Genomic DNA, 23,487 nt, shown 5'->3' with positions numbered 1-23,487 from the left:
GGTCCGGTTTCGGATGTCTCCGAAACCGGACCTCTCCGCGACCGTCTCCAGTCGGGACGACAGGATTTGAACCTGCGACCCCTTGACCCCCAGTCAAGTGCGCTACCAAGCTGCGCCACGTCCCGGTGCGCGATCCGCGTTCCGCCGTGATCGCGCTGGTCAAGCCTACCCCATCCGGTGCGCGGGACGGGCCCCCGCGGAACCCGGTGGATGATCACATCGCGAGACGGCTTTGCGTCCCGCCGTCCGGAGGCGTTACCTCGCACGGTGCGAACCGAACGACCCGAACGCCCCAGTAACGACGTCACCGCCGACCGCAACGCCCGGCGGGCCGTGACCGTCTTCCCGATCCTCGTCCTGGTGGCCGGCGCCCTGGGCCTCCTCCTCCCCGGGAGCTTCAAGGGGTGGAGCGAGTCGGTGCCGTACCTGCTGGGCGTCGTGATGTTCTGCATGGGCGTCACCATGACCCCGGAGGACTTCCGCGGGGTCGCCAGGCGTCCCTGGGCGGTGGCCCTGGGCCTGGTCGCCCACTACGTCATCATGCCGGGGCTCGGCTGGGCCATCGCCCACCTGCTCGACCTGCCCCCTCAGCTCGCGGCCGGTGTGATCCTGGTCGGCTGCGCGCCCAGCGGCACGGCCTCCAACGTGGTGACCTACCTGGCCCGCGGCGACGTGGCCCTGTCGGTCTCCGTCGCCACCGTCTCCACGCTGGTCGCCCCGCTGGTCACCCCGCCGCTGACGCTGCTGCTGGCCGGCGAGTACCTCCCGGTGGACGCCGGGTCCATGGTGACCGACATCCTGAAGACGGTGCTGCTGCCGGTGCTGGCCGGTGTCGTCGTACGGCTGGTCGCGGGGCGGTACGTGCAGCGGGCGCTGCCGGGGCTGCCCTGGCTCTCCGCGCTGACGATCGCCGTGATCGTGGCTGTCGTGGTGGCGGGCAGCGCGGACGCCATCAAGTCGGCCGCCGGACTGGTCTTCGTCGCCGTGGTGCTGCACAACGGCCTGGGCCTCGCCCTCGGGTACGGGGCGGGGCGCCTGGGCCGGCTCGGCGAGCCCGGCAGCCGCGCGATGGCCTTCGAGGTCGGCATGCAGAACTCGGGCCTCGCCGCGTCGCTGGCGACGGCCCACTTCAGCCCGCTGGCGGCGCTGCCGGCCGCGGTCTTCTCGGTCTGGCACAACGTCTCCGGCGCGGTGACGGCCGCGTGGCTGTCCCGCCGGGGGCGGTGACCCGCGGCCGGCCCGTCGGGGCGGGCGCCGTCGCGCTCAGTGGGCCGGGGCGAGCTTCGGCCCGGCGGGGCCGGCGGCAGCCGTGCGCAGGGCCGCCACGCCGATGAAGACCATCGAGGAGAGCCCGGCGAGCGCGAACGCGGTGAAGCCCCAGTCGCCCTTGTCCGCGGCGAGCAGCTGACCGCCGAGCCAGGGGCCGAAGACCGCGCCGAAGCGGCCCATGCCGGAGGTCCAGCCGACCGCGGTGGCACGGTGGGCCGGGGCGGAGCCGATGGAGACGGTGGCGTAGATCATGGTCTGGGCGCTGTTGAGGAAGACGCCGGTGAGGAAGACGACCGCGAAGGTCAGCGCCGGCGGCATGTGGACGCTGAGCAGGAAGACCCCGGCCGCGGTCAGCGCGAACCAGATCGCCGAGATGCGCGGGGCGCCGAACCGGTCCGAGGCCCGGCCCGCGACCAGCATCCCGACGATGCCGCCGAGGTTGAACAGGACGACGAAGGTGAGCGCCGAACCCAGTTCGTAGCCCTCGCCGCGCATCAGGGTGGGCAGCCAGGTGGCGACACCGTAGACGAGGAGCAGTCCGCCGAAGGACGCCAGCCAGTACAGCAGGGTCTGGATCCACTCGCGGCCGCGGAAGAGGCCGGCGAGGCTCTCCCAGCGGGCGGTGGCGGGCCGGCCGGCCGGTGCGGCGGGGAGTTCGACGTCGTAGCGGCCGGCCAGCGCCCGGGCCTCCTCGGTGCGGCCCCGGGCGAGGAGGAAGCTCAGCGACTCGGGCAGGTACCTCAGCAGCACCGGGACGAAGAGCAGCGGAACCACGCAGACCCAGAAGGCGGCGCGCCAGCCGAGCGGCTCGACGATCCACAGGGCCACGTAGGCGGAGAGGATGCCGCCGGCGTGGTGGGCGGTCATCAGCAGGCCGATGGTGAGGGCGGCCCGGCCCCGGGGGGCGTAGTCGGAGACCATGCTGATCGCGGTCGGCAGCAGGCCGCCGAGGCCGACGCCGGCCAGGGTCCGGCCGAGGCCGAAGACGGCGACGCCGCCCGAGACGGCGCAGAGGCCGGAGGCCAGTGAGAAGAGCGTGACGCAGGAGAGCATCAGCTTCCTGCGGCCGATGCGGTCGGCCACCGTACCCGCCGCCAGTGCGCCCACCAGCATGCCGAACGTGGCGTAGCTGCCGAGGTCGCCGGCCCGGCCGGACGTGAGGCCGAGCGCCTTCTGCTCCAGCATGTGGGGCAGCACCGAGCCGTAGATGAACATGTCCAGGCCGTCGAAGAGCACGGCCAGCCAGCAGAGGCCGACGACCAGCAGAGCCAGTCCGCTGCCGCGGGCGGAGAGCGCGGGTGAGGAGGACATCGTTGTTCCCTCTCGCCGGGGACGTGTGATGGAGCGACGCTAAGGACCCCGCGGGAGAGTGTCAACGCTTTTGTTGACAATCGTTGCGGCCATGCAGGGGCGACAACGGAGGGCGGGTCCCCGCGCGGTGGTGTGCGCGGACCCGCCCCTCGTCGAGGTTGGTCGTGGCCCGTCGGCCCGGTGCCTTGTCGGCCGGCCGGTTCAGTCGACCGGCGGGGTCCCGTGCGTGTGGAAGGACCGGATGGTCTTCAGGCCCCAGGCCTGGCCCTTGGCGCGCTCGGCCTCGGTCCAGGTGACGAGCGGCCAGTCGGGTGCCAGCACCAGCCGGGTGAGCGGGTTGCACAGCTCGATCCGGTTGCCGCCGGGCTCGTAGACGTACAGGAAGAACGTCTGCTGGATGGCATGCTTGTGCGGGCCCGTCTCGATGAACACGCCCGTGTCGATGGCGAGATCGGCGGCGCGCAGGATGTCCTCGCGGGTGTCGGTGGCGAACGCGATGTGGTGCAGCCGCCCCGACGATCCGGTCCAGTCCTCGGTGTAGACGACGTCGTACGACTTGTTGGTGAAGGTCAGCCAACGGCCCGCGATCCGGCCGGAGTCGAGCCGGATCTGCTCGGTCGGGCGGGCGCCCAGGAGCTGTTCCTGGAACTCGGCGTTGGCGAGGACGTCGGCGGCGAGGAAGTTGACGTGGTCGAGGCGGCGTACGCCGACTCCCCGGTTGGGCTTGGCCTGCGGCTGGTTCTTCAGCGCCGGCCTCAGCGCGTCGGGGGCCCGGTAGTGCTCGCTCTCCCAGTACAGGGCGTGCTCGTGCCCGTCGGGGTCGGCGGTGAGGTAGAGCCTGCCGATGCCCGGCTCGTCCTCGACCCACTTCCCGGGCCGCCCCGCGGCCTCCAGGGCCGCCACCCGGCGCCCGAGGGCCTCCTCGCTCGACGTGCGCAGCGCGAGACGGCCGAGGCCGGGCCGGTCGCGGGCGGTGAGGACCAGGCTGTGGTGCTCGTAGTCGTCGTAGCTGCGCAGGTAGACCGTGTCGCCGTCCCGGCCGTTGACCGTGAGGCCGAGGTAGTCCGTGCAGAAGGCGGCACTCGCGTCCAGGTCGGGCGTGAACAGCTGGGCGTGGCCGACGTGGGCGATGTCACCGAGCGGCGGGGTCATGGTCGCCTCCGGAGCGGGTCGCGGGGGCCGCCGTCGCGGCGGGCCGGGGGAAGACGGTGCCGTCGAAGATCTTGCGCGCGGTGCGTACGACGGCGGTGCGCCGGACCACGGGGGAACTCGGGTCGAGGTCGACGTCGACCTCCAGGAACCCGGTGGGGTGCTCCACCCGCACGCGGTCCCCGGAGCCGGGGAGCCGGGCGATGCCCTCCCCCACCCCGCCGGTCACCCGCAGGCCCGCGGCCACGCTCGCGGCGCCCAGGACGCCGATCGAGGTGTGGCAGCGCACGGGGATGAAGGTGCGGGTGGCGACCGCGCCGCCGTCCCGGGGCGGGGCGAGCAGGGTCAGTTTGGGCACGGTGGAGTTCTCGACGTCGCCGAGGCCCATGAGCCGTCCGGCGGCCAGCCGGATCTCGCGGAGGCGGCCGGCGAGCGCCGTGTCCTGCTCCAGGTCGGCGGGCGTCCCGTAGCCGTCGGCACCGAGCGCGGCGGCGGGGATCAGGACGACCGGCATGCCGTTGTCGACGCAGGTCACCTCGGTGCCGGCGACGGTGTCGCGGACGTTGCCGGTGGGCAGCAGAGGGCCGGCCCCCTGCGGGAACTCGATGACGACCGCGGCGGCGGTACCCGGCACGCCGGATATGGCGGCTTCTCCGGTGTAGTCGACGCGCCCGCCCGGGGTCGGGAAGGTGGCGACGGCGAGTTCACCGGTGTTGCGCATGCGGATGCGTACGGAGGTCTCGGTGTCGCCGGCCGGGACGAGTCCGCGTTCGACGGCGAACGGGCCCACCCCGGCGAGGATGTTGCCGCAGTTCTGCCGGTCGGTGACCTCGGGGGCGTCCACGGCGACCTGGAGGAACAGGTAGTCGACGTCCGCTTCCGGGTCGGCGGAGCGGGAGACGACGGCGACCTTGCTGGTCAGCGGGTGGGCGCCGCCCAGGCCGTCGATCTGGCGCGGGTCGGGGCTGCCCATGATCCGCAGGAGCAGGCCGTCGCGGTCGCCCGGGTCGGCGGGCAGGTCGCCGGCGAGGAAGTAGGCGCCCTTGGAGGTGCCGCCGCGCATCAGCGTGCAGCGCACCTCCCCGGTGCCGGTCACGACCGCTCCCCGGCGGTGTACTCGTCGTACGACTGGTAGGTGACGCCGAGTTGCTTGAGCTTCTCGCGCAAGCCGTAGCGGTCCAGGCCGAGTTGGCCCTCCACGAAGGCGGCGCGGGTGGCGGCCTCCTTCTGTTCGCGGGCCTCGGACGCCTCGGCGACCTGCCGGGCCTGTTCGCGGGGGACGACCACCACGCCGTCGTCGTCGGCGACGATCACGTCGCCGGGGCGGATCACCCGGCCGTCGACGGCGACCGGCACGTTGACCGAGCCGCCGGTGGCCTTGACCGTGCCTTGCGCCGAGACGGCCCTGGACCAGGCGGCGAAGCCCATCTCCCGCAGTTCCTGGGTGTCGCGGATACCCGTGTTGATGACGATGCCGCGGACACCGCGCCGCTGGAGCGCGGTGGCGAACAGTTCGCCGAACAGGCCGTCGGTGGACGGGGAGGTGGTGGTGACGACCAGGATGTCGCCCTCGCCGCACTGCTCGACGGCGGCGTGGATCATCAGGTTGTCGCCGGGCCAGCCGAGCACGGTGACCGCGGTGCCCGCGGTCCGTACGCCCTGCTGGACGGGGCGGATGCCGGGCCCGAGCAGGCCGGTGCGGCCCATGGCCTCGCTGACGGTGGCCACGCCGTAGGCGGCGAGCGCCTCGACGTCCTCGGCGGACGCCTTGGGCGGGTTGGTGACGATGACGCCGCTCATGCCAGCTCCTTCGTGATCTGCGGGTACGGGCGCATGTACGCCTCGGCCAGGGTGGTGTGGGCGAGCCCCAGGTTGGGGCCCGCGTTGCGCCTGAGCTGCACGCCGCGGCGGACGGCCAGGTCGGTGTAGTAGTCCCAGAGGTGCCGCTGGGCGGCGAGGCACTCCATCGCCGCGCGCTTGGTCTCCCACACCTCGGTGATGTCGAGCAGCACCTCGGGCCGGAAGCCGCTCATCTCGGGCTGGTGCGGCTCGAAGCAGAAGACGGGCGGGGCGCCGATGACTCCGCCCTCGCCCGGGTAGCCGACGGCCTGGGCGAGGATGCGGGCCTGCAGCGCCATGCGGTGCGCGGCCGGGTGGTCGCCGTTGTAGGGGTCCTCGGCCGGGTGGGTGAGGACCACGTCGGGCTGGGTGGCGCGGTAGACGCCGACGAGCCGGTCGGTCAGTTCGGCGGTCTCGGTCAGCGGGTAGTCGCCGGCGTCGAAGAAGCGGACCTCGGCGCCGAGGACCGCGGCGGCCCGCTCGGCCTCGTCCCGGCGCAGTGCCTTGATCTCCTCCAGCTGCCTGCCCTCGCGCCAGGCCTTCGCGGACTCGCCGCGCTCGCCGAAGGTCAGGCACGCGAGGGTGACCTTCTCGCCGCGCGAGGCGGCCAGGGCGACGGCGCCGCCGGCCCGCCACACGAAGTCTCCGGCGTGCGCGGTGACGACGAGGGTCGAGCGCGGGACGGCGGCGGGCGCGTTGCCGTGCGTCATGCGTGAAATCTCCTTGGTGGACAGGTGACGCCCGCCTCGTCGCGCGGGTCAGTCCCGCAGCGCCTCGATCACGCTGGTGAGGTGGGCGCGGACGGCCGCCTCGGCCGCCTGCGGGTCTCTGGCCTCGATCGCCTCGACCATGGCCAGGTGCTCCTTCAGGGACTGCTGCGGACGCCCCGGGCGCAGCGCCAGCTGGAAGCGGTGCCGCACCAGTTGGGCGTTGAGGCGCTCCAGCAGTTCCACGGCCGTCTGCTGGCCGGAGAACTCCCGGATGCGGGCGTGGAGTTCGTGGTTGAGGTCCGAGTAGGTCAGCGGCTCCCCGGCGGCCACGGCCGTGCGCATCGCCGAGCCCAGGTCCCGCAGCCGGGCGACCTGTCCGTCGTCGACGGCGGCGGCGGCCTTGGCCGCGCACAGCCCTTCGAGGACCAGCCGGCATTCGGTGATGGCGACCGCCTCCTCCACGGTCACCACCCGCACCCGTGAACCGCGGTTGCGGATCCGCTCGACGAGCCCCTGGGCCTCCAGGTCGATCAGCGCGGCCCGGATGCTGGCCCGGGTCACACCGAACTGCTCGGCGAGTTCGTTCTCCACCAGCCGCTGCGCGGGTGCCATCTCGCCGCGCAGGATCGCCTGCCGCAGCTGCCCGAGCGCAAGCTGTTTGGCCTGCTCCCCGGTGCCCGGACGGGCCTGGTTCGGCATGGTTGCCCTCCCTGAGTGAGTGCCTGACGAACGTAAATCTAGCCAGACAGAATTGTCAACAATTTTGTTGGCGAGGCGGTCGGCGGCAGGATGGGCGACGAGACCTGCGGGTGAGTGACCGGCGAGAGAGCAGTGCGGCAAGTTTGTCCTGTCAAACGGTTGACATGATGCCGTCGTCCGAACAGGGTTGCCTGGACAGAATCACGGACCGGTCCGAAGAGGGGCTCTCAATGGTCGATGCGCTCGGTGTCGCCGTCGTCGGGTTCGGCTGGATGGGCCGGGTGCACACGCAGGCGTACGCCCGTGTCCGGCACCACTACCCACGGCTCGCCCTGCGGCCGGAGCTGGTGGCGGTCGCGGAGGAGGTGCCGGGTCGGGCCGAGGAGGCCGCCGAGCAGTTCGGCTTCGCCTCGACGACGCGCGACTGGCGCGAGGTGGCCGCCGATCCCCGGGTGGGCGCGGTCAGCATCACCGCGCCGAACTTCCTGCACCGCGAGATCGCCGTGGCGATGGCCGAGGCCGGCAAGCACATCTGGATCGAGAAGCCCGTCGGCCTGAGCGCCGAGGACGCCCGCGCGGTCGCGGACGCCGTCGCCAAGGCCGGTGTCCAGGGCACGGTCGGCTTCAACTACCGCAACGCACCCGCCGTCGAGGCCGCCCGGGACCTGATCGCCGCCGGTGAGATCGGCGCCGTCACGCATGTCCGCATCCGCCTCTTCAGCGACTACGCGGCCCATCCCGAGTCCGCCCTGACCTGGCGCTACGAACGTGCACGCGGCGGCAGCGGCGTCCTGGGCGACCTGGCCTCGCACGGCGCCGACCTGGCCCGCTTCCTGCTCGGGGACATCGCGTCCCTGACCGCGGACACGGCCGTCTTCCTGCCTCGGCGGGCCCGCCCCACCACCGCGGCCGCGGGCCACTCCCGTGCCGCGGGGGGCGAGTTGGGCCCGGTCGAGAACGAGGACTACGTCAACTGCCTGCTGCGCTTCGCCTCCGGCGCGCGCGGCGTCCTGGAGGCGTGCCGGGTCTCGGTCGGCGAGCAGAACAACTACGGCTTCGAGGTGCACGGCACCCGGGGCGCGGTGTCCTGGGACTTCCGCCGGATGAACGAGCTGGCCGTCAGCCGCGGCACGTCGTACCAGGACCAGCCGGTCAGCACCGTCTACGTCGGCCCGGAGCACGGTGAGTTCGCCGCCTTCCAGCCGGGCGCCGCGAACGCCATGGGCTACGACGACCTCAAGGTGGTGGAGGCCTACCGCTTCCTGCGCTCGGTCGCCGAGGGCACCCCGTACGGTGCCACCCTGTCGGACGCCGTGCACAGCGCGGCCGCGCTGGACGCGATGGCGCACTCGGCGGAGCGGGGCGCCTGGGCCGAGGTGCGCCCCTAGGGTCTGTCGTCACCTTCCCGTCTGCCCGGCGGCGCCATGCACGCCGAGAGCGGCACCCGACGCCGCCGGGCCCGCCCCTCGGGCGGACGACGGGAAGGTGACGACAGACCCCGGGCGTGAGGGCGCAGCACCCGGCGGAGTGCCGCCGCAACCGTCCCCGCACCGCGCGGCGCGACCCGTTCCGGTCACTCGCCGGGCGGACGGACCCATCAAGGAGCACAGCACGCATGCGTATCGGAATCCTCGGCCTCGGCCGCATCGGCGCCTTCCACGCCGAGACCCTCTCCGCACTGGACGCCGTCGGCTCGCTGGTCGTCGCCGACCCGTTCGCGGACGCCGCGCGGGCCGCCGCCGAGCGGTTCGGTGCCGAGGTCGCCGACTCGCCGGAGGCGGTGCTGGCCGCCGGAGTGGACGGCGTGGTGATCGCCGCGGCCACCGACGCCCACCCGGCCCTGATCCTGGCCGCCGTCGAGGCCGGGGTGCCGGTCTTCTGCGAGAAGCCGGTCGCCCGCACCATCGCCGAGGGCGTGGACGTGCTCAAGGCGGTCTCGGGCCGTGACGTGCCGGTCCAGATCGGCTTCAACCGCCGCTTCGACGCCGGGTTCGCCGCCGCGCGGGCGGCGGTGCGGGGCGGTGAGCTGGGCAAGCTGCACACCGTGCGGTCGACGACGCTGGACCCGGCGCCGCCGCCCGCCGCGTACATCGCCGCCTCCGGGGGCATCTTCCGGGACTGCTCCGTGCACGACTTCGACGTCGTCCGCTGGGTCACCGGCCGCGAGGTGAGCGAGGTGTACGCCGTCGGGGGGAACCGGGGCGCCGACTTCATCCGGGAGGCGGGCGACGCGGACACCACCGGTGCGGTGCTCACGCTGGACGACGGCACGATCGCGGTGATCTCCAACAGCCGCCACAACGCGCGCGGCTACGACGTCCGCATGGAGATCCACGGCTTCGACGACTCCATCGCCGTCGGCCTGGAGGACAAGCTGCCGCTGCGCTCGGTCGAGCCGGGCACGGCCTTCCCGGCGGGCACCCCGCACGACTTCTTCATGGACCGCTTCGCGGCCGCCTACCGCGCCGAGCTGACCGCCTTCACCGAGGTCGTCGCGGGCGCCCGTCCCTCGCCCTGCACCATCGAGGACGCGCTGGAGGCGGGGTGGATCGCGGAGGCCTGCACCCTGTCGCTGCACGAGCACCGTCCCGTGACGATCGCGGAGGTACGGCGCGGGTGAGAGGGGCGTGCGCGGGGACCGCGGGCCGGACGGTCAGCCGGCCGGCTCGCTGATGTTCACCATCCAGGGGATGCCGAAGCGGTCCCTGCACATGCCGAAGACGTCGCCCCACATCTGCTTCTCCAGCGGCACGTCGACCGTGCCGCCGGCGGACAGCTTCTCCCAGTAGCCGCGCAGCTCGGCGGCGTCGTCGCCGCTGAGGCTCACCGAGAAGTTGCTCCCCGCGCCGTGCTCCATGCCGGGCGGGGTGTCGGCGCCCATCAGGGTGAAGCCGCTCGGCGTCTCCAGCATGCCGTGCATGATCTTGTCGGTGTACGCGCCGTCGGGCATGCCGGCCGCGCCGAAGGTGTTCAGCGCCAGGGTGCCGCCGAACACCTGCTCGTAGAACTCCATCGCCTGTCGGGCGTCGCCGTCGAAGCTGAGGTACGGGTTGAGACGCGAGGTCATGACTGCCTCCCGGGACGGGGCGAAGTGCCAGTACCGGGAACGCTAGCGCGCACCACCGACAACGGCCCGCCGGGCGGTGCGCCGGCGGGCCCCGTCCTCCGCCGGCGCGACCGGCTCAGGCGCCGCAGGAACGCAGGAACTTCCGGGTGCGCACCGCGATGGGCAGGGGCTTGTCCGGCTCGCAGGGGTACATGTCCTGCTCGACGATGGCGAACAGGTCGACGCCGAGGTCCTGGGCGGCCGTGAGGACCGGGCCCAGCTCCGGCACTCCCTCCGGCGGCTCGCACATCACGCCGCGCTGCACGGCCGGCCCGAACGGCACCCCGCCCTCCCGCACGCCGGCGAGGATCTCCGGGTCGACCTGCTTGAGGTGCAGGTAGCCGATGCGCTCGCCGTAGGTCTCGATCAGCTTGACGCTGTCGCCGCCGCAGTAGGCGTAGTGGCCGGTGTCCAGGCAGAGGTTCACGAGGCCGGAGTCGGTGGCGTCGAGGAAGCGCTCCACGTGCTCCTCGGTGTCGATGTGGGTGTCGGCGTGCGGGTGGACGACGATGTCCAGGCCGTAGGTGTCCCGCACCTCGCGGCCGAGCCGCTCCATGCCCTCGGTCAGGTGGGTCCACTGCTCGCCGGTCAGCTCCGGCGGCTCCAGGATCTCGGCGGTCTTGTCGTCGCGCCAGAAGGACGGGATGACGACCAGGTGCCCGGCGTCCATGGCCTTGGTCAGGGCGGCGACGCGGCTGACCTGTTCCCAGGTCGCGTCCCACTCGGAGGGGCCGCGGTGCAGCCCGCAGAAGATGGTGCCCGCGGAGACCTTGAGGCCGCGCCGGGTCACCTCGTCGGTGAGCCGGGCCGGGTCGGTGGGGAGGTAGCCATAGGGGCCCAGCTCGATCCAGTCGTACCCGGCCTCGGTGACCTCGTCCAGGAACCGTTCCCACGGCACCTGCTGGGGGTCGTCGGGGAACCAGACGCCCCAGGAATCGGGGGCCGAGCCGACGCGGATGCGATCGAGGGCAGAGGGCATGTCAGACCTTCCCTTCGGTACCGGATGTGGCGTTGTCGGGCTTCTCGGTTTCGGAGGGCGTGTCGGAGGACTTCCCGGAGCCGGAGGACTTCCCGGAGCCGGAGGACTTCCCGGAGCCGTCGGGCTCCTCGGTCCCGGAGGTCCGCTCGGTGCCGTCGGCCTTCCCGGCGGCCGGCCTCCCGGCGTCGGCCGGCTCGGACGCGGCCCGCGCGTCGTCCGGGAGCGCGCCCGTGTCGACCCCGCCGACCTGCGCCAGCTCGTGCTTGAGCGCCGCGAGCTCGGCCCCGCCCGCCATGTGGTTGGTGAGTTCCTCCAGGGTGATGTCGGCGCGGGGCGCGCTCAGTTCGAGGGTGCCCAGGCGCAGCACGCTGAAGTGGTCGCCGACCATGTAGGCGTGGTGGGGGTTGTGGGTGATGAAGACGACGCCGAGGCCGCGTTCGCGGGCGGCGGCGACGTACTTCAGGACCACGCCGGACTGCTTGACGCCGAGCGCGGCGGTGGGCTCGTCCAGGATGAGGACGCGGGCGCCGAAGTAGACGGCGCGGGCGATGGCGACGGACTGCCGCTGGCCGCCGGAGAGCGTGCCGATGGGCTGTTCGAGGTCGTCCAGGACGATGCCCATGTTGCGCAGTTCCTCGTCGGCGGTGCGCTTCATGCGGGCGATGTCGAGGCGCCGCACGGGCCAGGGCCCCTTGGTCATCTCGGAGCCCAGGAAGAAGTTCCGCCACACCGGCATCAGCGGGATGGTGGCGAGGTCCTGGTAGACCGTGGCGATGCCGCGGGCGAGGGCGTCGCGCGGGGTGGCGAAGCGCACGGTCTCGCCGTCGACGAGGAACTCGCCCTCGGTGTGCTGGTGCAGCCCCGAGATGATCTTGATGAGGGTGGACTTGCCGGCGCCGTTGTCGCCGAGCACGCAGGTCACCCGGCCGGGACGGACGGCGAGGTCGACGCCGTGCAGCGCGCGGACGTTGCCGTACGCCTTGCCCGCGCCGCGCAGTTCGACGAGCGGACTCTCCTGCTCGGGCGCGGAGTCGGCGAGGACGGCGCCGTGGGTGCCGGGGGTCTTGCTGGTCACTGCGATCACCTCCGGGTCGCGGCGCGGCGGACGTACAGGTTGATGAGGACGGCGCCGAGGAGCATCACACCGAGGAAGGCCTTGAACCAGTCCGGGTTCCAGCCCGCGAAAACGATGCCCTGGTTCACCATGCCGAACATGAAGGCGCCGAACACCGGCCCGATGGCGGAGCCGTAGCCGCCGGTGAGCAGGCACCCGCCGATCACCGCCGCGGCGATGTAGATCAGCTCCTGGCCGACGCCCTGCCCCGACTGCACCGTGTTGAAGGAGAACAGCTGGTGCATGCCGACGAACCAGGCGCCGAAGCCGACCAGCATGAACAGCGTGATCTTGGTGAAGGTGACGGGGACGCCGACCGCGCGGGCGGACTCCTGGCTGCCGCCGACGGCGAAGATCCAGTTGCCGTACTTGGTGCGCAGCAGCACCCAGGTGGCGAGCGCGGCGAAGACCACCCACCACACGACCGTGATGTTCACCTGGACCCCGCCGACGTCGAAGGACGAGGCGAACAGGGCCTTGGCCTGGTCGAAGCCGTCCATGTCGCTGATGTCGTCGGTGGCGACGTTGCCGGTGACGAGCTTGGTGACGGCGAGGTTGACGCCCTGGAGGATCAGGAAGGTGGCGAGGGTGACCAGGAAGCTGGGCAGCCCGGTCTTCACCAGCACCCAGCCGTTGAGGGCGCCGACCGCGAGGGAGACCACGAGGGCGACGGCCACGCCCATCCAGGCGTTCAGCGTCAGTTGGTAGCTGAGCATGCCGGCGGTGAGCGCCGAGGCGGTCACGGCGACACCGGCCGACAGGTCGAACTCGCCGCCGATCATCAGCAGCGCGACGGGCAGCGCCATGAGGCCGATGGTGGACGACTGGTACAGCACCGTCGCCATGGAGCTGCCGTCGCGGACCGCGGGGGCGGCGATCAGGAAGAAGACGAACACCGCGACGGCGCCGAGGAAGACCCCGACCTCGGGGCGGGCGAGCAGACGCAGCGCCACGGGGCGCTCGCCGGTCCGCCCGTCGGTCTGCCGGGGGCCGGGGGCCGGCGGTGTGGTCACCGCCGGTTCAGCCTGTTGGGTCATGCTCATCACCGGGTGCCCTTCGAGGCGAACTCGGCGACGGCCTTCACGTTGGTCTTGTCGACGAAGGCCGGGCCGGTCAGCACCGGCTGCTCACCGCCGCCGCTGTAGTTGCCGTTGTTCTGGTAGAGCCACAGGCCGTCGACCGCGAGGTAGCCCTGGAGGTAGGGCTGCTGGTCGACGGCGAAGGCGATGTCGCCCTTGTCGATGGCGCCGGTCAGCTCCTTGTTGAGGTCGAAGGTGGCGACCTTCGCCTCGCTGCCGGACTCGTCCACCGACTGCACGGCCGTCATGGCGAACGGCGCGCCCAGCGTGACGAGATGGTCGATGTCGGCGTCCTGCTTGAGCTTGGCGGTGATGGTGGACTTCACCGAGGGCATGTCGGTGCCGTCGACGTAGAGGTTCTCGATCGAGCCCTCGAAGGTCTTCTTCACGCCGTCGCAGCGCTGCGTCAGACCGACGTTGCCCTGCTCGTGGAGGACGCACACGGCGTTCTTGGCGCCGTCCTCGTTGAGCCGCTTGCCGAGCGCCTCGCCGGCCACGGTCTCGTCCTGGCCGAAGAACTCCATCAGGCCGAGCTTCTTCCAGTCCGCCACGCCGGAGTTGAGCCCGACCACGGGTATGCCGGCCTTCTGGGCCTTGCCGAGGACGCTGCGCAGGGCGTCCGGCTTGGCCAGGGTGACGGCGATGCCGTCGACCTTCTGGTCGATCGCGTTCTGCACCAGGTTGGCCTGGCTGCCCGCGCTCGGGTCGGCCGAGTAGACGAGCTTGACGTTGTCCTTGTCGGCGGCGGCCTGGGCGCCCTTGCGGACGATGTCCCAGAAGGTGTCACCGGCCCCCGAGTGGGTGACCAGGGCGACGGTCATGCGCGGAGTGTTCGCCTTGCCCGCGGAGGCACCCGAGTCCGCCTCCTCGTCGGCCTTCTTCCCGCCCGAGCTGCTGGAGCAGCCGGCGAGGGTCAGGGCCGCCGCGGCGGCGAGGGCCACGGCAGGGGCGAATCTGCGGGAGCGGGCGTGCGAAGAGCGGTCCATCTTTTCCTGCACCTCACTGTGCGACTGTGCGACGGGGAAGGCCGTGGGCCAGACCGGGAGAACGGCTGTTGCTGCGCTGGGACCGGATACAAGTCCTTGAGACGCGTGCTGTCAATGGTTTGTCAAGACATCATTTCACTCTCAGGTCCGAATGTAAGTACAAAGTATTGACAGCGTCGTCCAGGAGTCATACACCTGGGAGGCGGCAGGCCCCCGCCCAGCCCGAGGAGCGTCGCACATGGCCGAGTCAGTCCCCCATTTCGATCTGATCACGATGGGCCGCATCGGGGTCGATCTCTATCCCTTGCAGACCGGTGTACCTCTGGCGGAGGTGGAGACCTTCGGCAAGTTCCTCGGGGGTTCGGCCAGCAACGTGGCGGTCGCCGCGGCCCGGCTGGGCCGCACCTCGGCCGTCGTCACCCGCACGGGCGACGACCCGTTCGCAGCCTATCTGCACACGGCGCTCAAGGAGTTCGGGGTGGACGACCGGTGGGTCACTCCGGTCGCCGCCTACCCGACGCCCGTGACGTTCTGCGAGATCTTCCCGCCGGACGACTTCCCGCTCTACTTCTACCGCCGCCCCAAGGCGCCGGACCTGGAGATCCACCCGGAGGAACTGGACCTCGACGCGATCCGGGCGGCCTCGATCTTCTGGATGACCGGCACGGGGCTGAGCGAGGAGCCGAGCCGTACGGCGACCCTGGCCGCCCTCGCCCACCGCGCGAAGTCCGGCACCACGGTCTTCGACCTCGACTGGCGCCCCATGTTCTGGGCCGACCCGGACCAGGCCCGCCCGCACTACGCCGAGGCGCTGCGGCACGCGACCGTCGCCGTCGGCAACGTGGCGGAGTGCGAGGTGGCGACGGGCGTGCGCGAACCCCGGGCCTGCGCCGAGGCACTGCTCGCCGCCGGCGTGGAGCTGGCCGTCGTCAAGCAGGGCCCGAAGGGCGTGCTGGCCGTGCACCGCGACGGCCGGTCGGCCGAGGTGCCGCCGGTGCCGGTGGACGTGGTCAACGGCCTGGGCGCGGGCGACGCGTTCGGCGGCGCCCTCAGCCACGGCCTGCTCGCGGGCTGGGAGTTGGAGCAGATCATGCGGTACGCCAACGCGGCCGGCGCCCTCGTCGCCTCCCGCCTCGCCTGTTCCTCCGCGATGCCCACCGGGGCCGAGGTCGACGACCTCCTCGCGCGCACGTCTGCCTGAACGGAGCTTTCGCCTTGTCCCCCACCATCCCCAGCATCCCGGACCTCACCTCGGTCAGAGTCCGGCATCCGGAGGCGATCGCCGAGGCCGCGGCCCGCCGGGTGCGCCGACCGCTGATCGGCGACTCCGGCCGCCTGATGATCGTGGCCGCCGACCATCCGGCGCGCGGCTCGCTCGGCGTCGGCGACCGCCGGCTCGCCATGGCCAACCGGGCCGACCTCCTGGAGCGCCTGTGCACCGCGCTGTCCCGGCCGGGCGTCGACGGGGTGCTCGCCACCGCCGACATCCTCGAGGACCTGCTGCTGCTCGGGGTGCTGGAGAACAAGGTCGTCATGGGTTCGATGAACCGCGGCGGTCTCGCGGGCGCCGCCTTCGAGATGGACGACCGCTTCACCGGCCACCGCGCCGAGGACATCGCCCGCCTGCGCTTCGACGCGGGCAAGCTGCTGCTGCGCATCGACTACGACGACCCCGGCTCGCTGGCCACGATGGAGGCGAGCGCCCGTGCCGTCGACGCCATGGCCGCCCGCGGACTGCCGGTCTTCGTCGAGCCGTTCCTCTCCCGCCGCGTCGAAGGCCGGGTCCGCAACGACCTGTCCGCCGAGGCCGTCACCCGCTCGATCGCCATCGCGTCGGGCCTCGGCGGCACCTCGTCCCACACCTGGCTGAAACTGCCCGTCACGCACGATCCGGACGACATGGCCGAGGTCCTGGAGACCTCCACGCTCCCCGTGGTCCTGCTCGGCGGCGACATAGGGGGCTCCCCCGCCGACCAGAGCGCCGCCTACGAACGCTGGCGCAAAGCCCTGCGGCTGCCCACCGTGCAGGGCATGGTCGTCGGCCGCTCGCTGCTCTACCCGGCCGGGGGCAGCGTGGAGGAGGCGGTGGACACCGCCGTCGGACTGCTGTGACCGGGCAGGGGCACGGGAGAGACACCGGAAGAGACCCGACGGACAAGAGGCGCGAGAAGAGACGCGCAGGGACGCCGAGGAGCAGACGATGACGTACCACCTTCCCGCGGGCAGGGCCGCGGCGGACGCCCCGTACGCCGTGGACGTGACGCCCGAGAGCGCCGGCTGGGGCTACAGCGGCCTGCGCGTGGTGAACCTGCCGCCCGGCGGCAGCCACCGCTTCGACAGCGGCGAGAGCGAGTGGATCGTCCTGCCGCTGAGCGGCGGCTGCACGGTCTCCACCGCCGACGACTTCGGCCGGGACACCTTCGAACTGACCGGCCGCGACAGCGTGTTCGACGGCGTCACCGACTTCGCCTACGTGCCGCGCGACGCCCGTACGACGGTGACGTCCGCCGGCGGCGGCCGGTTCGCCCTGACCGGCGCCCGCTGCACCCGCCGGCTGCCGGCCCGCTACGGCCCGGCGTCCTCGGTCCCGGTGGAGCTGCGCGGCACCGGATCCTGCTCGCGGCAGGTCAACAACTTCGGCGCGGCGGGCGTGTTCGAGTGCGACAGGCTCATCGCCGTCGAGGTGCTCACCCCCGGCGGCAACTGGTCCTCCTTCCCGCCCCACAAGCACGACGAGCACCGCCCGGGCGAGGAGTCGGTGCTGGAGGAGATCTACTACTTCGAGTTCGCGGACCACGACGGCACTCCCGGCCTCGGCTACCAGCGGGTCTCCCCCTCCGGGCAGGGGCGCGGCACGGACGTGCTCGCCGAGGTGCGCGACGGGGACGTCGTACTGATCCCGGACGGCTGGCACGGCCCGTCGATGGCGGTCCCCGGCCACCACATGTACTACCTCAACGTCATGGCCGGTCCGGAGCCCGAACGCGCCTGGCTGATCTGCGACCACCCCGACCACGCCTGGATCCGGGACACCTGGTCCGGCCGCACGGTCGACCCCCGACTCCCGCTCTACACCGCACCGGAGAGGTCCGCATGAGCGCCGCCACCCGCCGACTGACCACCGCCCAGGCCCTGGTGCGCTTCCTGGCCGCCCAGTACACCGAGCGGGACGGCGTACACCACCGCCTGATCACCGGCACCTGGGGCATCTTCGGCCACGGCAACGTGGCCGGTCTCGGCCAGGCCCTCGTCGAGTACGCGGACGTGATGCCGTACCACCAGGGCCGCAGCGAGCAGGCGATGGTGCACGCGGCCGTCGGTCACGCCCGGCAGCTGAACCGCCTCCGCGTGCAGGCGGTGACGACGTCCATCGGCCCCGGCGCCACCAACCTGGTCACCGGCGCCGCGCTCGCCACGGTCAACCGCCTGCCGGTCCTGCTGCTGCCCGGCGACTACTTCGCCTCGCACGCCGCCGACCCGCTGCTCCAGCAGCTGGAGCACCCCGTCGAGGCCGACGTCTCCGTCAACGACGCCCTGCGGCCCGTCTCCCGCTACTTCGACCGCGTCACCCGCCCCGAGGCCCTCGTCGCCTCCGCGCTGAAGGCCGTACGGGTCCTCACCGACCCGGCGGAGACCGGCGCGGTCACCCTGGCGCTCCCGCAGGACGTGCAGAGCGAGGCCCACGACTGGCCCGAGGAGTTCTTCGCCGACCGCGTCTGGCACGTACGCCGCCCCGCGCCCGACCCGGAGGAGCTGGCCGAGGCCGTCCGGGCGGTCCGCGCCGCCGAGCGCCCGCTGATCGTCGCGGGCGGCGGCGTCCACCACAGCGAGGCCGAGCAGGCCCTGAAGGCGCTCGTGGACGCCACCGGCATCCCGGTCGCCTCCACCCAGGCGGGCAAGGGCGCGCTGCGCCACGACCACCCGGCCGACCTCGGCGGCATCGGCCACACCGGCACCGCGGTGAGCGACGAACTCGCCCGCACCGCCGACCTGGTGATCGGCGTCGGCACCCGCTACTCGGACTTCACCACCGCCTCCGGCACCCTCTTCCAGCGCCCGGACGTCCGCTTCCTGAACCTCAACATCACCGCCTTCGACGCCCACAAGCTCGCCGCCCGCACCCTGGTCTGCGACGCCCGGTCCGGGCTCACGGCACTGGCGGAGGCGCTGTCCGGCCACCGCGTGGACGCGGCGTACGAGGCGGAGTACCGCGCGGGGAAGGCCCGGTGGGAGGAGACGGTCCGGGCGGCCCTCCGGGCCGACGACGACGGCGCGGTGCCGACCCAGACGCAGGTGCTCGGCGCCCTGGACGCGGTGGTCGGCGACGAGGACGTGGTGATCAACGCGGCCGGTTCGCTCCCCGGCGACCTGCACAAGCTGTGGCGGGCCCGGTCCCCGCGCCAGTACCACCTGGAGTACGGCTACTCCTGCATGGGCTACGAGATCCCGGCCGCGCTCGGCGTCCAGCAGGCCGCTCCGGACACCCCGGTGTGGGCCCTGGTGGGTGACGGCACGTACCTGATGAACCCGACGGAGATCGTCACGGCCGTCCAGGAGAACCTGCCGGTCAAGCTGGTCCTGGTGCAGAACCACGGCTACGCGTCCATCGGCGGCCTGTCCGAGTCGGTGGGCGCCGAGCGCTTCGGCACCGACTACCGCCACCGCGCGGCCGACGGCTCCTTCACCGGTGCTCCGCTCCCCGTCGACCTCGCCGCCAACGCGGCCAGCCTCGGCATGGACGTGCTGCGCGCCAAGACGGTGCGCGAGCTGCGCGAGGCGCTGGTCGCGGCCCGCGCGGCGACCCGCCCGACGTGCGTGTACGTCGAGACGGCGCCGCCGTCGGCGGCGCTCCCCGCCGAGGCCTGGTGGGACGTGCCGGTGGCCGAGGTGTCCGCCCGCGAGGCCGCCACCGCCGCCCGGACGGCCTACGAGCGTTCGGTCGCCGACCGCCGCCACCACCTCTGACGCCGCCCCGGACTGCCCGGATTCCCGGACAGCCAGTCGCCTACGCAAGGGAGGTCCGTCCATGGCGAAGACCGGCGGCCCCGCACGTGCCGTGACCGCTCCCGCGCTCAGCACCCTGGACTTCGCCCTGGACCGGAGCACTCCGGTGCCGCTCTACCACCAGCTCGCCCAGCAGTTGGAGGCGGCGATCGAGCACGGCGTCCTCGCCCCGGGCAACCTGCTGGGCAATGAGGTGGACCTCTCCGTCCGCCTGGGCCTGTCCCGGCCGACCGTCCGCCAGGCCATCCAGTCGCTGGTCGACAAGGGGCTGCTGGTCCGGCGTCGGGGGGTGGGCACCCAGGTGGTGCACAGCCAGGTCAGGCGCCCCCTGGAGCTGAGCAGCCTGTACGACGACCTGGAGAAGGCCGGGCAGGGCCCCGGCACCCGGGTGCTGCGCCACGAGACCGTCCCCGCACCCGCCGGCGCGGCGGCCGCGCTCGGCGTCGCAGAGGGCGCCGAGGCCGTGGTCCTGGAGCGGCTGCGGCTCACCCACGGCCGGCCCGTGGCGCTGCTGTGCAACTACCTTCCGGCGGGCCTGCTGGAACTCGACGACGCCCGTCTGGAGTCGACCGGCCTGTACCGCCTGCTGCGCACCTCCGGCGTCGTCCTGCACAGCGCCCGCCAGACCGTCGGCGCCCGCGTCGCCGACGGCGAGGAGGCCGCCCGCCTCGACGAGCCGGAGGGCGCCGCGCTCCTCACCATGAGCCGCACCGCGTACGACGACACCGGCCGCCCGGTCGAGTACGGCACGCACATCTACCGCGCGTCCCGGTACGCGTTCGACTTCCAGCTGCTGGTCAGATCCTGACCACAACCGGTCACTCCCGTCACTCCAGCCACTCGATCGGGTGACTTCCCGAGAGCCCCCGCAACCGCACAACATCTCCACAGGTCGTACCTGCGAGCGCGACAGGCGCTCCGTCCGACGCGGGGCTCGGACGGCCGTCGACGGGAAACGACTCTGTGGCAATCACCACCGGCACCACCGGCACGAAGCGGCGCAATGCCGTGCTGGGTCTGTACGACAGCCCGCTGCACAGGGACTGGGCGTTCTGGATGACGTCCGGCTGGGGTGTCCTCACCGGCCTGGCCATCGGCACGAGCGACGAGCCGAGAACGATGCCCGCGTGGCTCGACACATCACTCGCCGTCCTGATGTTCGCCGGCCTCTTCGGCGTGCTTCCGAGCTGGATCCGGCGGCTGTTCCGGCAGTGGCGGGCGCGCGGCCGCCGCCGCGCGCCGCACGCCCGGGTCCGTACGCACGCCGGTACGGCCTCCGGCGCACCCGGACCGCCCGAGCCGCCCGAGCAGCCCTTCCTGCCACCGCCCCGGCCCCCGGGCCCGCGGCAGGCACCTCCGGCGGGCGGCCCCGACGGAACCCGGGCGAGGGGTGCGGCTGCGGGCGGCGGCGAGGACACGACGCTCTCCGCCTCCGCGATCCTGGCCCGGGCCCGGAACACCATGCCCCACCCCGTGGCCCGCGCCGTGCGCACACTGCAGCAGGCGCACTCCGGCAAGGAGCAGTACGAGGCACTGCTCGACGCGGCCGAGACGCTCTCGATCTGCGTCGGTGTCACCACCGCGGCGCTGCTGCGGGCCCGGGGCGAACAGAGCGGCGACGGTGCCGTGCCGGGGGACGAGAAGGCCCTCCGGCAGGTGTCGGCGCTCCGCGGTTCGCTGCTCAGGAGCAGTGCCACGTTCGGCACCTGGACCAACTGGCTGGAGGCCGTCGTCCGCCTCGCCGTCAGCCGCCCCGCCGCGATGCCCGCGGCGCTCACGGCCCTGTACGACGGCACGTCCGGACCGGCCCTGGTCGGGCATCTCAACGCCCTGCGCGTCGAGCGGAATCGGGCCGCGCACGGCGACAAACCCCAGAGCAGGGGCGAGTCCGCGCTGCGCGTGCGCGAGATCAGGCCCCACTTCGAGCAGGCACTGGTGCGGGCTGGATTCCTCACCGAGTCGCCCTGGGTACTCACCGTCTCGTCCTCGTACCGGCCGGCGACGCGCACCTTCGACGTCGTCGCGCGCGACGTGATGGGCGACCACCCCGACTTCGAGCGACGGAGGTTCACCTGGGCCGAGCCCGTGGCCACGGAGGTGTTCTACCTTCTGTCCGCCGGTACTCCGGTGATCCTCTCCCCGTTCGTGGCCAGCCTGTTCTGCCCGCAGTGCCGGCAGATGGAGGTCTGTTACGCCGCGTGGGCGGGCAAGGACACCGGACCGGCGCACCTCAAGAGCTTCGACCGCGGCCACACCGTCCACTCGCCGGAGCTCGGCGACGAGATCCGCGCCCTGCCCGGCCTGAGGCGGGACACCGCCGGCTGACCGGGTCCCGTGTGCTCGCACTCAGGGCCCGTCCAGCGTCAGCGCCGTGCAGCGGATACCGCCGCCGCCCTTGGCCAGTTCCGTGGTCGCCAGCTCGACCACCTCGAGTCCGCGGTCCCGCAGCTCGGCCGCGAGCCGTGGGGCGCCTCGTGCCATGGTCACCGTGGTCCCGTCGCTCACGAGGTTGAGGGCGAACCGCCCGGCCTCCTCCACACCCACCTCGACGAGGTCGGCGCCCAGGGCCCGCAGGGTGTCCCGGCTCCGGGCGTCGAGGGCCTCGGGGCAGTACGCCAGGGTGCCGTCACCGATCACCCCGACGGCCAGGTCGAGGTCGTACCACCGCGCGCCGGCCGTACGCAGGGGCACCACTTCCCGGCGGAGCTCGCGGGCGAGCACGGGGAGCATCCGCTCGTCCGTCCGCTGCCCGTGCCCCACGAGGAGCAGCGGGCCGAAGGCGAGGGCGTCGCCCTGGCCGCTAAAGGCGTAGGGCGCCTCGACCGCCTCGATCCCGCGGCCGGTCAGCCACTCCCGGAAGTGCGGTATCTCCGCCCGGCGCTCCGGCGGAGGGCTGCCCAGCACGGCCCGGCCGCCGCCGACCGCGGCGGCGTTCGCCGTGAACACCATGTCGGGGCACTCGGGCACCGACGGCAGGTACTCGACCTTGCGGCCGGCCGCGAGGTGCGCGGCCACGATGGCCCGGTGCTCCGCCGCGGCCGCCTCCGGCCTGGGCTGCGCCCCGATGTGCATGTAGGGGTTGATCTCGTAGTCGACGCGGAAGTGTGCCGTGTCGGAGACGAGCAGCTCGCTGTTCACGATGCCTCTCTGCGGTCTGCCGGGGCCCGCGGGGTGTGCGGGCGCCGGCGGTGTCCCGGGACGGGGCGTGGTACGGCCCGGCCCGGCTTCCCGGCGGTGGTCAGGGGCGGTCGGTGAGGTATCCGCCCATCCTGGTGAAGTACTCGGCGGCGGGCAGCTCCCGGCCGTCCTCGGTGCGTACGCGCGTGACGGCGAGGCCGTGGTTCCGGCCCGTCCGGGCGTCCGCGCCGGCGACGATCACGACCCCTTCGCCCTCCCGGTAGAAGATGCGGCCGGGGGTCCCGCCGTAGCGCTTCTCGGAGACCACGGCGGCGAGGATCTCCAGCCGCTTGCCCTTGTGGTGGGTGAAGGCCGCGGGGTAGGGCGCCGACTGTGCCCGGATCAGCCGGTGGAGCTCCTCGGCCTGCCGGCTCCAGTCGATCCGGATGTCGTCCTCGGCGCGCTTGTGGAAGAAGGTGGCCTGCGACCGGTCCTGCGGGGTGAACTCGGTGCGCCCGGACGCGATCAGGTCCAGGGAGCCGACGGTGACCGGGGTGATGAGGTCGACCGTCTTGTGGAAGAGGTCGGTGGCCGTGTCGTCGGGGCCCACCGGGACGGAGCGCTGGAGGACGATGTCGCCGGCGTCCAGTTCCTCGTCCATCAGGTGCCCGGTGACCCCTACCTCGGACTCGCCGTTGATGAGCGCCCAGATGATCGGCGAGAAGCCCGCGTACTTCGGCAGCAGGGAGTCGTGGACGTTGAGGGTGCCGTGCCGGGGCAGGTTGTAGACGCGCGGTGGGATCCAGGTACGCCAGTTGTTGGCCACGATGATGTCCGGGTCGGCGTCCTTCAGGAGCTGGAAGAGCTCCTCGTCGTCCGGCCGGTCGCGGATGACCACCGGCACGCCGTGCTCGGCGGCCAGGTCGGCGACGGAGTCGCTCCAGATCCTCTCGTAGGCGTGCTCGCTCTTCGGATGGGTCACCACCGTCACCACTTCGTGCGGGGAGTCGAGCAGTGCCTGCAGGGTGCGGTGGCCCCAGGTCTGGTAGCCGAACATGACGACGCGCATCAGGTCGTCCCTTCTGAATGTCTGAATGGTGCGGATACATGTGGGGGGGAAGGTGC

Annotated in this window: 22 protein-coding genes and 1 tRNA gene; 9 read left to right on the top strand and 14 right to left on the bottom strand. The window is 72.6% G+C overall.

Going from position 1 to position 23,487, the window contains the following annotated elements:
- Nucleotides 1–51: 51 nt before the first annotated feature.
- Nucleotides 52–125 (bottom strand) — tRNA-Pro (locus tag IG94_RS0115870).
- Between the two features lie 85 nt (nt 126–210).
- Between IG94_RS0115870 and IG94_RS0115865 the strand changes: the two genes are divergently transcribed.
- A complete protein-coding gene (locus IG94_RS0115865) occupies nt 211–1,227 on the top strand; it encodes a bile acid:sodium symporter family protein (RefSeq protein WP_372459459.1) in 1,017 nt (338 codons plus the stop codon).
- Between the two features lie 36 nt (nt 1,228–1,263).
- Here the strand turns inward: IG94_RS0115865 and IG94_RS0115860 are convergent, their stop codons facing one another.
- From IG94_RS0115860 to IG94_RS0115835, 6 genes are all read right to left on the bottom strand, one after another.
- Nucleotides 1,264–2,580 carry an MFS transporter gene (locus tag IG94_RS0115860; RefSeq protein ID WP_043483721.1) on the bottom strand — a complete coding sequence of 439 codons (1,317 nt, stop codon included), beginning with the start codon at nt 2,578–2,580 and terminating at the stop codon, nt 1,264–1,266.
- 201 nt (nt 2,581–2,781) lie between these two features.
- A complete protein-coding gene (locus IG94_RS0115855) occupies nt 2,782–3,732 on the bottom strand; it encodes a VOC family protein (protein WP_031036126.1) in 951 nt (316 codons plus the stop codon).
- Nucleotides 3,713–4,825 (bottom strand): 4-oxalomesaconate tautomerase, encoded by a 1,113-nt coding sequence (locus tag IG94_RS0115850; RefSeq protein WP_031036124.1) that lies wholly within the window; start codon nt 4,823–4,825, stop codon nt 3,713–3,715. The genes IG94_RS0115855 and IG94_RS0115850 overlap by 20 nt, the downstream gene beginning before the upstream one ends.
- A complete protein-coding gene (locus tag IG94_RS0115845) occupies nt 4,822–5,529 on the bottom strand; it encodes a 4-carboxy-4-hydroxy-2-oxoadipate aldolase/oxaloacetate decarboxylase (protein ID WP_031036122.1) in 708 nt (235 codons plus the stop codon). The genes IG94_RS0115850 and IG94_RS0115845 overlap by 4 nt, the downstream gene beginning before the upstream one ends.
- Complete coding sequence (locus tag IG94_RS0115840; protein WP_031036120.1) at nt 5,526–6,278, bottom strand: PIG-L deacetylase family protein; 753 nt, start codon at nt 6,276–6,278, stop codon at nt 5,526–5,528. The genes IG94_RS0115845 and IG94_RS0115840 overlap by 4 nt, the downstream gene beginning before the upstream one ends.
- Nucleotides 6,279–6,326: 48 nt before the next feature.
- Nucleotides 6,327–6,977, bottom strand: coding sequence for a GntR family transcriptional regulator (locus tag IG94_RS0115835; protein ID WP_031036118.1), 651 nt, complete (start codon nt 6,975–6,977; stop codon nt 6,327–6,329).
- A gap of 230 nt (nt 6,978–7,207) precedes the next feature.
- On the opposite strand from IG94_RS0115835, the gene IG94_RS0115830 reads away from it, so the two are divergent.
- Together IG94_RS0115830 and IG94_RS0115825 are read left to right on the top strand one after the other, a co-directional pair.
- Complete coding sequence (locus IG94_RS0115830; RefSeq protein ID WP_031036116.1) at nt 7,208–8,365, top strand: Gfo/Idh/MocA family protein; 1,158 nt, start codon at nt 7,208–7,210, stop codon at nt 8,363–8,365.
- Nucleotides 8,366–8,592: 227 nt separating this feature from the next.
- Nucleotides 8,593–9,597: a Gfo/Idh/MocA family protein gene (locus tag IG94_RS0115825; protein WP_031036113.1), complete on the top strand. Its 1,005-nt coding sequence runs from the start codon at nt 8,593–8,595 to the stop codon at nt 9,595–9,597.
- 33 nt (nt 9,598–9,630) lie between these two features.
- Here the strand turns inward: IG94_RS0115825 and IG94_RS0115820 are convergent, their stop codons facing one another.
- The 5 genes from IG94_RS0115820 to IG94_RS0115800 form a co-directional block, all read right to left on the bottom strand.
- Nucleotides 9,631–10,044 (bottom strand): VOC family protein, encoded by a 414-nt coding sequence (locus IG94_RS0115820; RefSeq protein ID WP_031036112.1) that lies wholly within the window; start codon nt 10,042–10,044, stop codon nt 9,631–9,633.
- Nucleotides 10,045–10,159: 115 nt separating this feature from the next.
- Nucleotides 10,160–11,062: a sugar phosphate isomerase/epimerase family protein gene (locus IG94_RS0115815; protein WP_031036108.1), complete on the bottom strand. Its 903-nt coding sequence runs from the start codon at nt 11,060–11,062 to the stop codon at nt 10,160–10,162.
- Nucleotide 11,063: 1 nt separating this feature from the next.
- The gene (locus IG94_RS0115810; protein ID WP_224326335.1) at nt 11,064–12,137 is read right to left on the bottom strand and encodes an ATP-binding cassette domain-containing protein; all 1,074 of its coding nucleotides are present in this window, start codon (nt 12,135–12,137) and stop codon (nt 11,064–11,066) included.
- Between the two features lie 5 nt (nt 12,138–12,142).
- The gene (locus IG94_RS0115805) at nt 12,143–13,219 is read right to left on the bottom strand and encodes an ABC transporter permease (RefSeq protein WP_031036104.1); all 1,077 of its coding nucleotides are present in this window, start codon (nt 13,217–13,219) and stop codon (nt 12,143–12,145) included.
- Nucleotides 13,219–14,241, bottom strand: coding sequence for a sugar ABC transporter substrate-binding protein (locus tag IG94_RS0115800; protein WP_031036101.1), 1,023 nt, complete (start codon nt 14,239–14,241; stop codon nt 13,219–13,221). Before IG94_RS0115800 ends, IG94_RS0115805 begins: the two co-directional genes overlap by 1 nt.
- A 238-nt stretch (nt 14,242–14,479) precedes the next feature.
- Here IG94_RS0115800 and iolC point away from each other — a divergent pair, with 238 nt between their 5' ends.
- The 6 genes from iolC to IG94_RS0115770 all read left to right on the top strand — a co-directional run bounded on the left by iolC (nt 14,480) and on the right by IG94_RS0115770 (nt 21,570).
- Nucleotides 14,480–15,442, top strand: a complete 963-nt coding sequence (gene iolC, locus IG94_RS0115795) for a 5-dehydro-2-deoxygluconokinase (protein ID WP_031036096.1) — start codon at nt 14,480–14,482, stop codon at nt 15,440–15,442.
- A 14-nt stretch (nt 15,443–15,456) separates the two neighbouring features.
- A complete protein-coding gene (locus tag IG94_RS0115790) occupies nt 15,457–16,353 on the top strand; it encodes a Cgl0159 family (beta/alpha)8-fold protein (protein WP_031036080.1) in 897 nt (298 codons plus the stop codon).
- Nucleotides 16,354–16,441: 88 nt separating this feature from the next.
- Nucleotides 16,442–17,338 (top strand): 5-deoxy-glucuronate isomerase, encoded by an 897-nt coding sequence (iolB, locus tag IG94_RS0115785; protein WP_031036078.1) that lies wholly within the window; start codon nt 16,442–16,444, stop codon nt 17,336–17,338.
- The gene (iolD, locus tag IG94_RS0115780; RefSeq protein WP_031036076.1) at nt 17,335–19,206 is read left to right on the top strand and encodes a 3D-(3,5/4)-trihydroxycyclohexane-1,2-dione acylhydrolase (decyclizing); all 1,872 of its coding nucleotides are present in this window, start codon (nt 17,335–17,337) and stop codon (nt 19,204–19,206) included. The genes iolB and iolD overlap by 4 nt, the downstream gene beginning before the upstream one ends.
- Nucleotides 19,207–19,267: 61 nt before the next feature.
- Nucleotides 19,268–20,053 (top strand): GntR family transcriptional regulator, encoded by a 786-nt coding sequence (locus tag IG94_RS0115775; protein ID WP_031036072.1) that lies wholly within the window; start codon nt 19,268–19,270, stop codon nt 20,051–20,053.
- Between the two features lie 155 nt (nt 20,054–20,208).
- A complete protein-coding gene (locus tag IG94_RS0115770; RefSeq protein WP_031036070.1) occupies nt 20,209–21,570 on the top strand; it encodes a hypothetical protein in 1,362 nt (453 codons plus the stop codon).
- Between the two features lie 21 nt (nt 21,571–21,591).
- Here IG94_RS0115770 and IG94_RS0115765 read toward each other — a convergent pair whose 3' ends face one another.
- Entirely contained in the window at nt 21,592–22,383 is a 792-nt protein-coding gene (locus IG94_RS0115765) for a dimethylarginine dimethylaminohydrolase family protein (RefSeq protein WP_031036067.1), read from the bottom strand.
- A gap of 100 nt (nt 22,384–22,483) precedes the next feature.
- Complete coding sequence (locus IG94_RS0115760) at nt 22,484–23,431, bottom strand: methionyl-tRNA formyltransferase (protein WP_031036065.1); 948 nt, start codon at nt 23,429–23,431, stop codon at nt 22,484–22,486.
- Nucleotides 23,432–23,487: the final 56 nt, after the last annotated feature.

The organism is Streptomyces olivaceus, assembly GCF_000721235.1.
Classification (GTDB): domain Bacteria; phylum Actinomycetota; class Actinomycetes; order Streptomycetales; family Streptomycetaceae; genus Streptomyces; species Streptomyces olivaceus.
This window is presented reverse-complemented; position numbering and strand designations above follow the sequence as displayed.

Excerpts from the sequence above, each read along its gene's own strand:
- IG94_RS0115865 (WP_372459459.1), top strand. The coding sequence starts at position 211 with ATGATCACATCGCGAGACGGCTTTGCGTCCCGCCGTCCGGAGGCGTTA.
- IG94_RS0115860 (WP_043483721.1), bottom strand. The coding sequence starts at position 2,580 with ATGTCCTCCTCACCCGCGCTCTCCGCCCGCGGCAGCGGACTGGCTCTG.
- IG94_RS0115855 (WP_031036126.1), bottom strand. The coding sequence starts at position 3,732 with ATGACCCCGCCGCTCGGTGACATCGCCCACGTCGGCCACGCCCAGCTG.
- IG94_RS0115845 (WP_031036122.1), bottom strand. The coding sequence starts at position 5,529 with ATGAGCGGCGTCATCGTCACCAACCCGCCCAAGGCGTCCGCCGAGGAC.
- IG94_RS0115840 (WP_031036120.1), bottom strand. The coding sequence starts at position 6,278 with ATGACGCACGGCAACGCGCCCGCCGCCGTCCCGCGCTCGACCCTCGTC.
- IG94_RS0115835 (WP_031036118.1), bottom strand. The coding sequence starts at position 6,977 with ATGCCGAACCAGGCCCGTCCGGGCACCGGGGAGCAGGCCAAACAGCTT.
- IG94_RS0115830 (WP_031036116.1), top strand. The coding sequence starts at position 7,208 with ATGGTCGATGCGCTCGGTGTCGCCGTCGTCGGGTTCGGCTGGATGGGC.
- IG94_RS0115825 (WP_031036113.1), top strand. The coding sequence starts at position 8,593 with ATGCGTATCGGAATCCTCGGCCTCGGCCGCATCGGCGCCTTCCACGCC.
- IG94_RS0115820 (WP_031036112.1), bottom strand. The coding sequence starts at position 10,044 with ATGACCTCGCGTCTCAACCCGTACCTCAGCTTCGACGGCGACGCCCGA.
- IG94_RS0115815 (WP_031036108.1), bottom strand. The coding sequence starts at position 11,062 with ATGCCCTCTGCCCTCGATCGCATCCGCGTCGGCTCGGCCCCCGATTCC.
- IG94_RS0115805 (WP_031036104.1), bottom strand. The coding sequence starts at position 13,219 with ATGAGCATGACCCAACAGGCTGAACCGGCGGTGACCACACCGCCGGCC.
- IG94_RS0115800 (WP_031036101.1), bottom strand. The coding sequence starts at position 14,241 with ATGGACCGCTCTTCGCACGCCCGCTCCCGCAGATTCGCCCCTGCCGTG.
- iolC (WP_031036096.1), top strand. The coding sequence starts at position 14,480 with ATGGCCGAGTCAGTCCCCCATTTCGATCTGATCACGATGGGCCGCATC.
- iolB (WP_031036078.1), top strand. The coding sequence starts at position 16,442 with ATGACGTACCACCTTCCCGCGGGCAGGGCCGCGGCGGACGCCCCGTAC.
- iolD (WP_031036076.1), top strand. The coding sequence starts at position 17,335 with ATGAGCGCCGCCACCCGCCGACTGACCACCGCCCAGGCCCTGGTGCGC.
- IG94_RS0115775 (WP_031036072.1), top strand. The coding sequence starts at position 19,268 with ATGGCGAAGACCGGCGGCCCCGCACGTGCCGTGACCGCTCCCGCGCTC.
- IG94_RS0115760 (WP_031036065.1), bottom strand. The coding sequence starts at position 23,431 with ATGCGCGTCGTCATGTTCGGCTACCAGACCTGGGGCCACCGCACCCTG.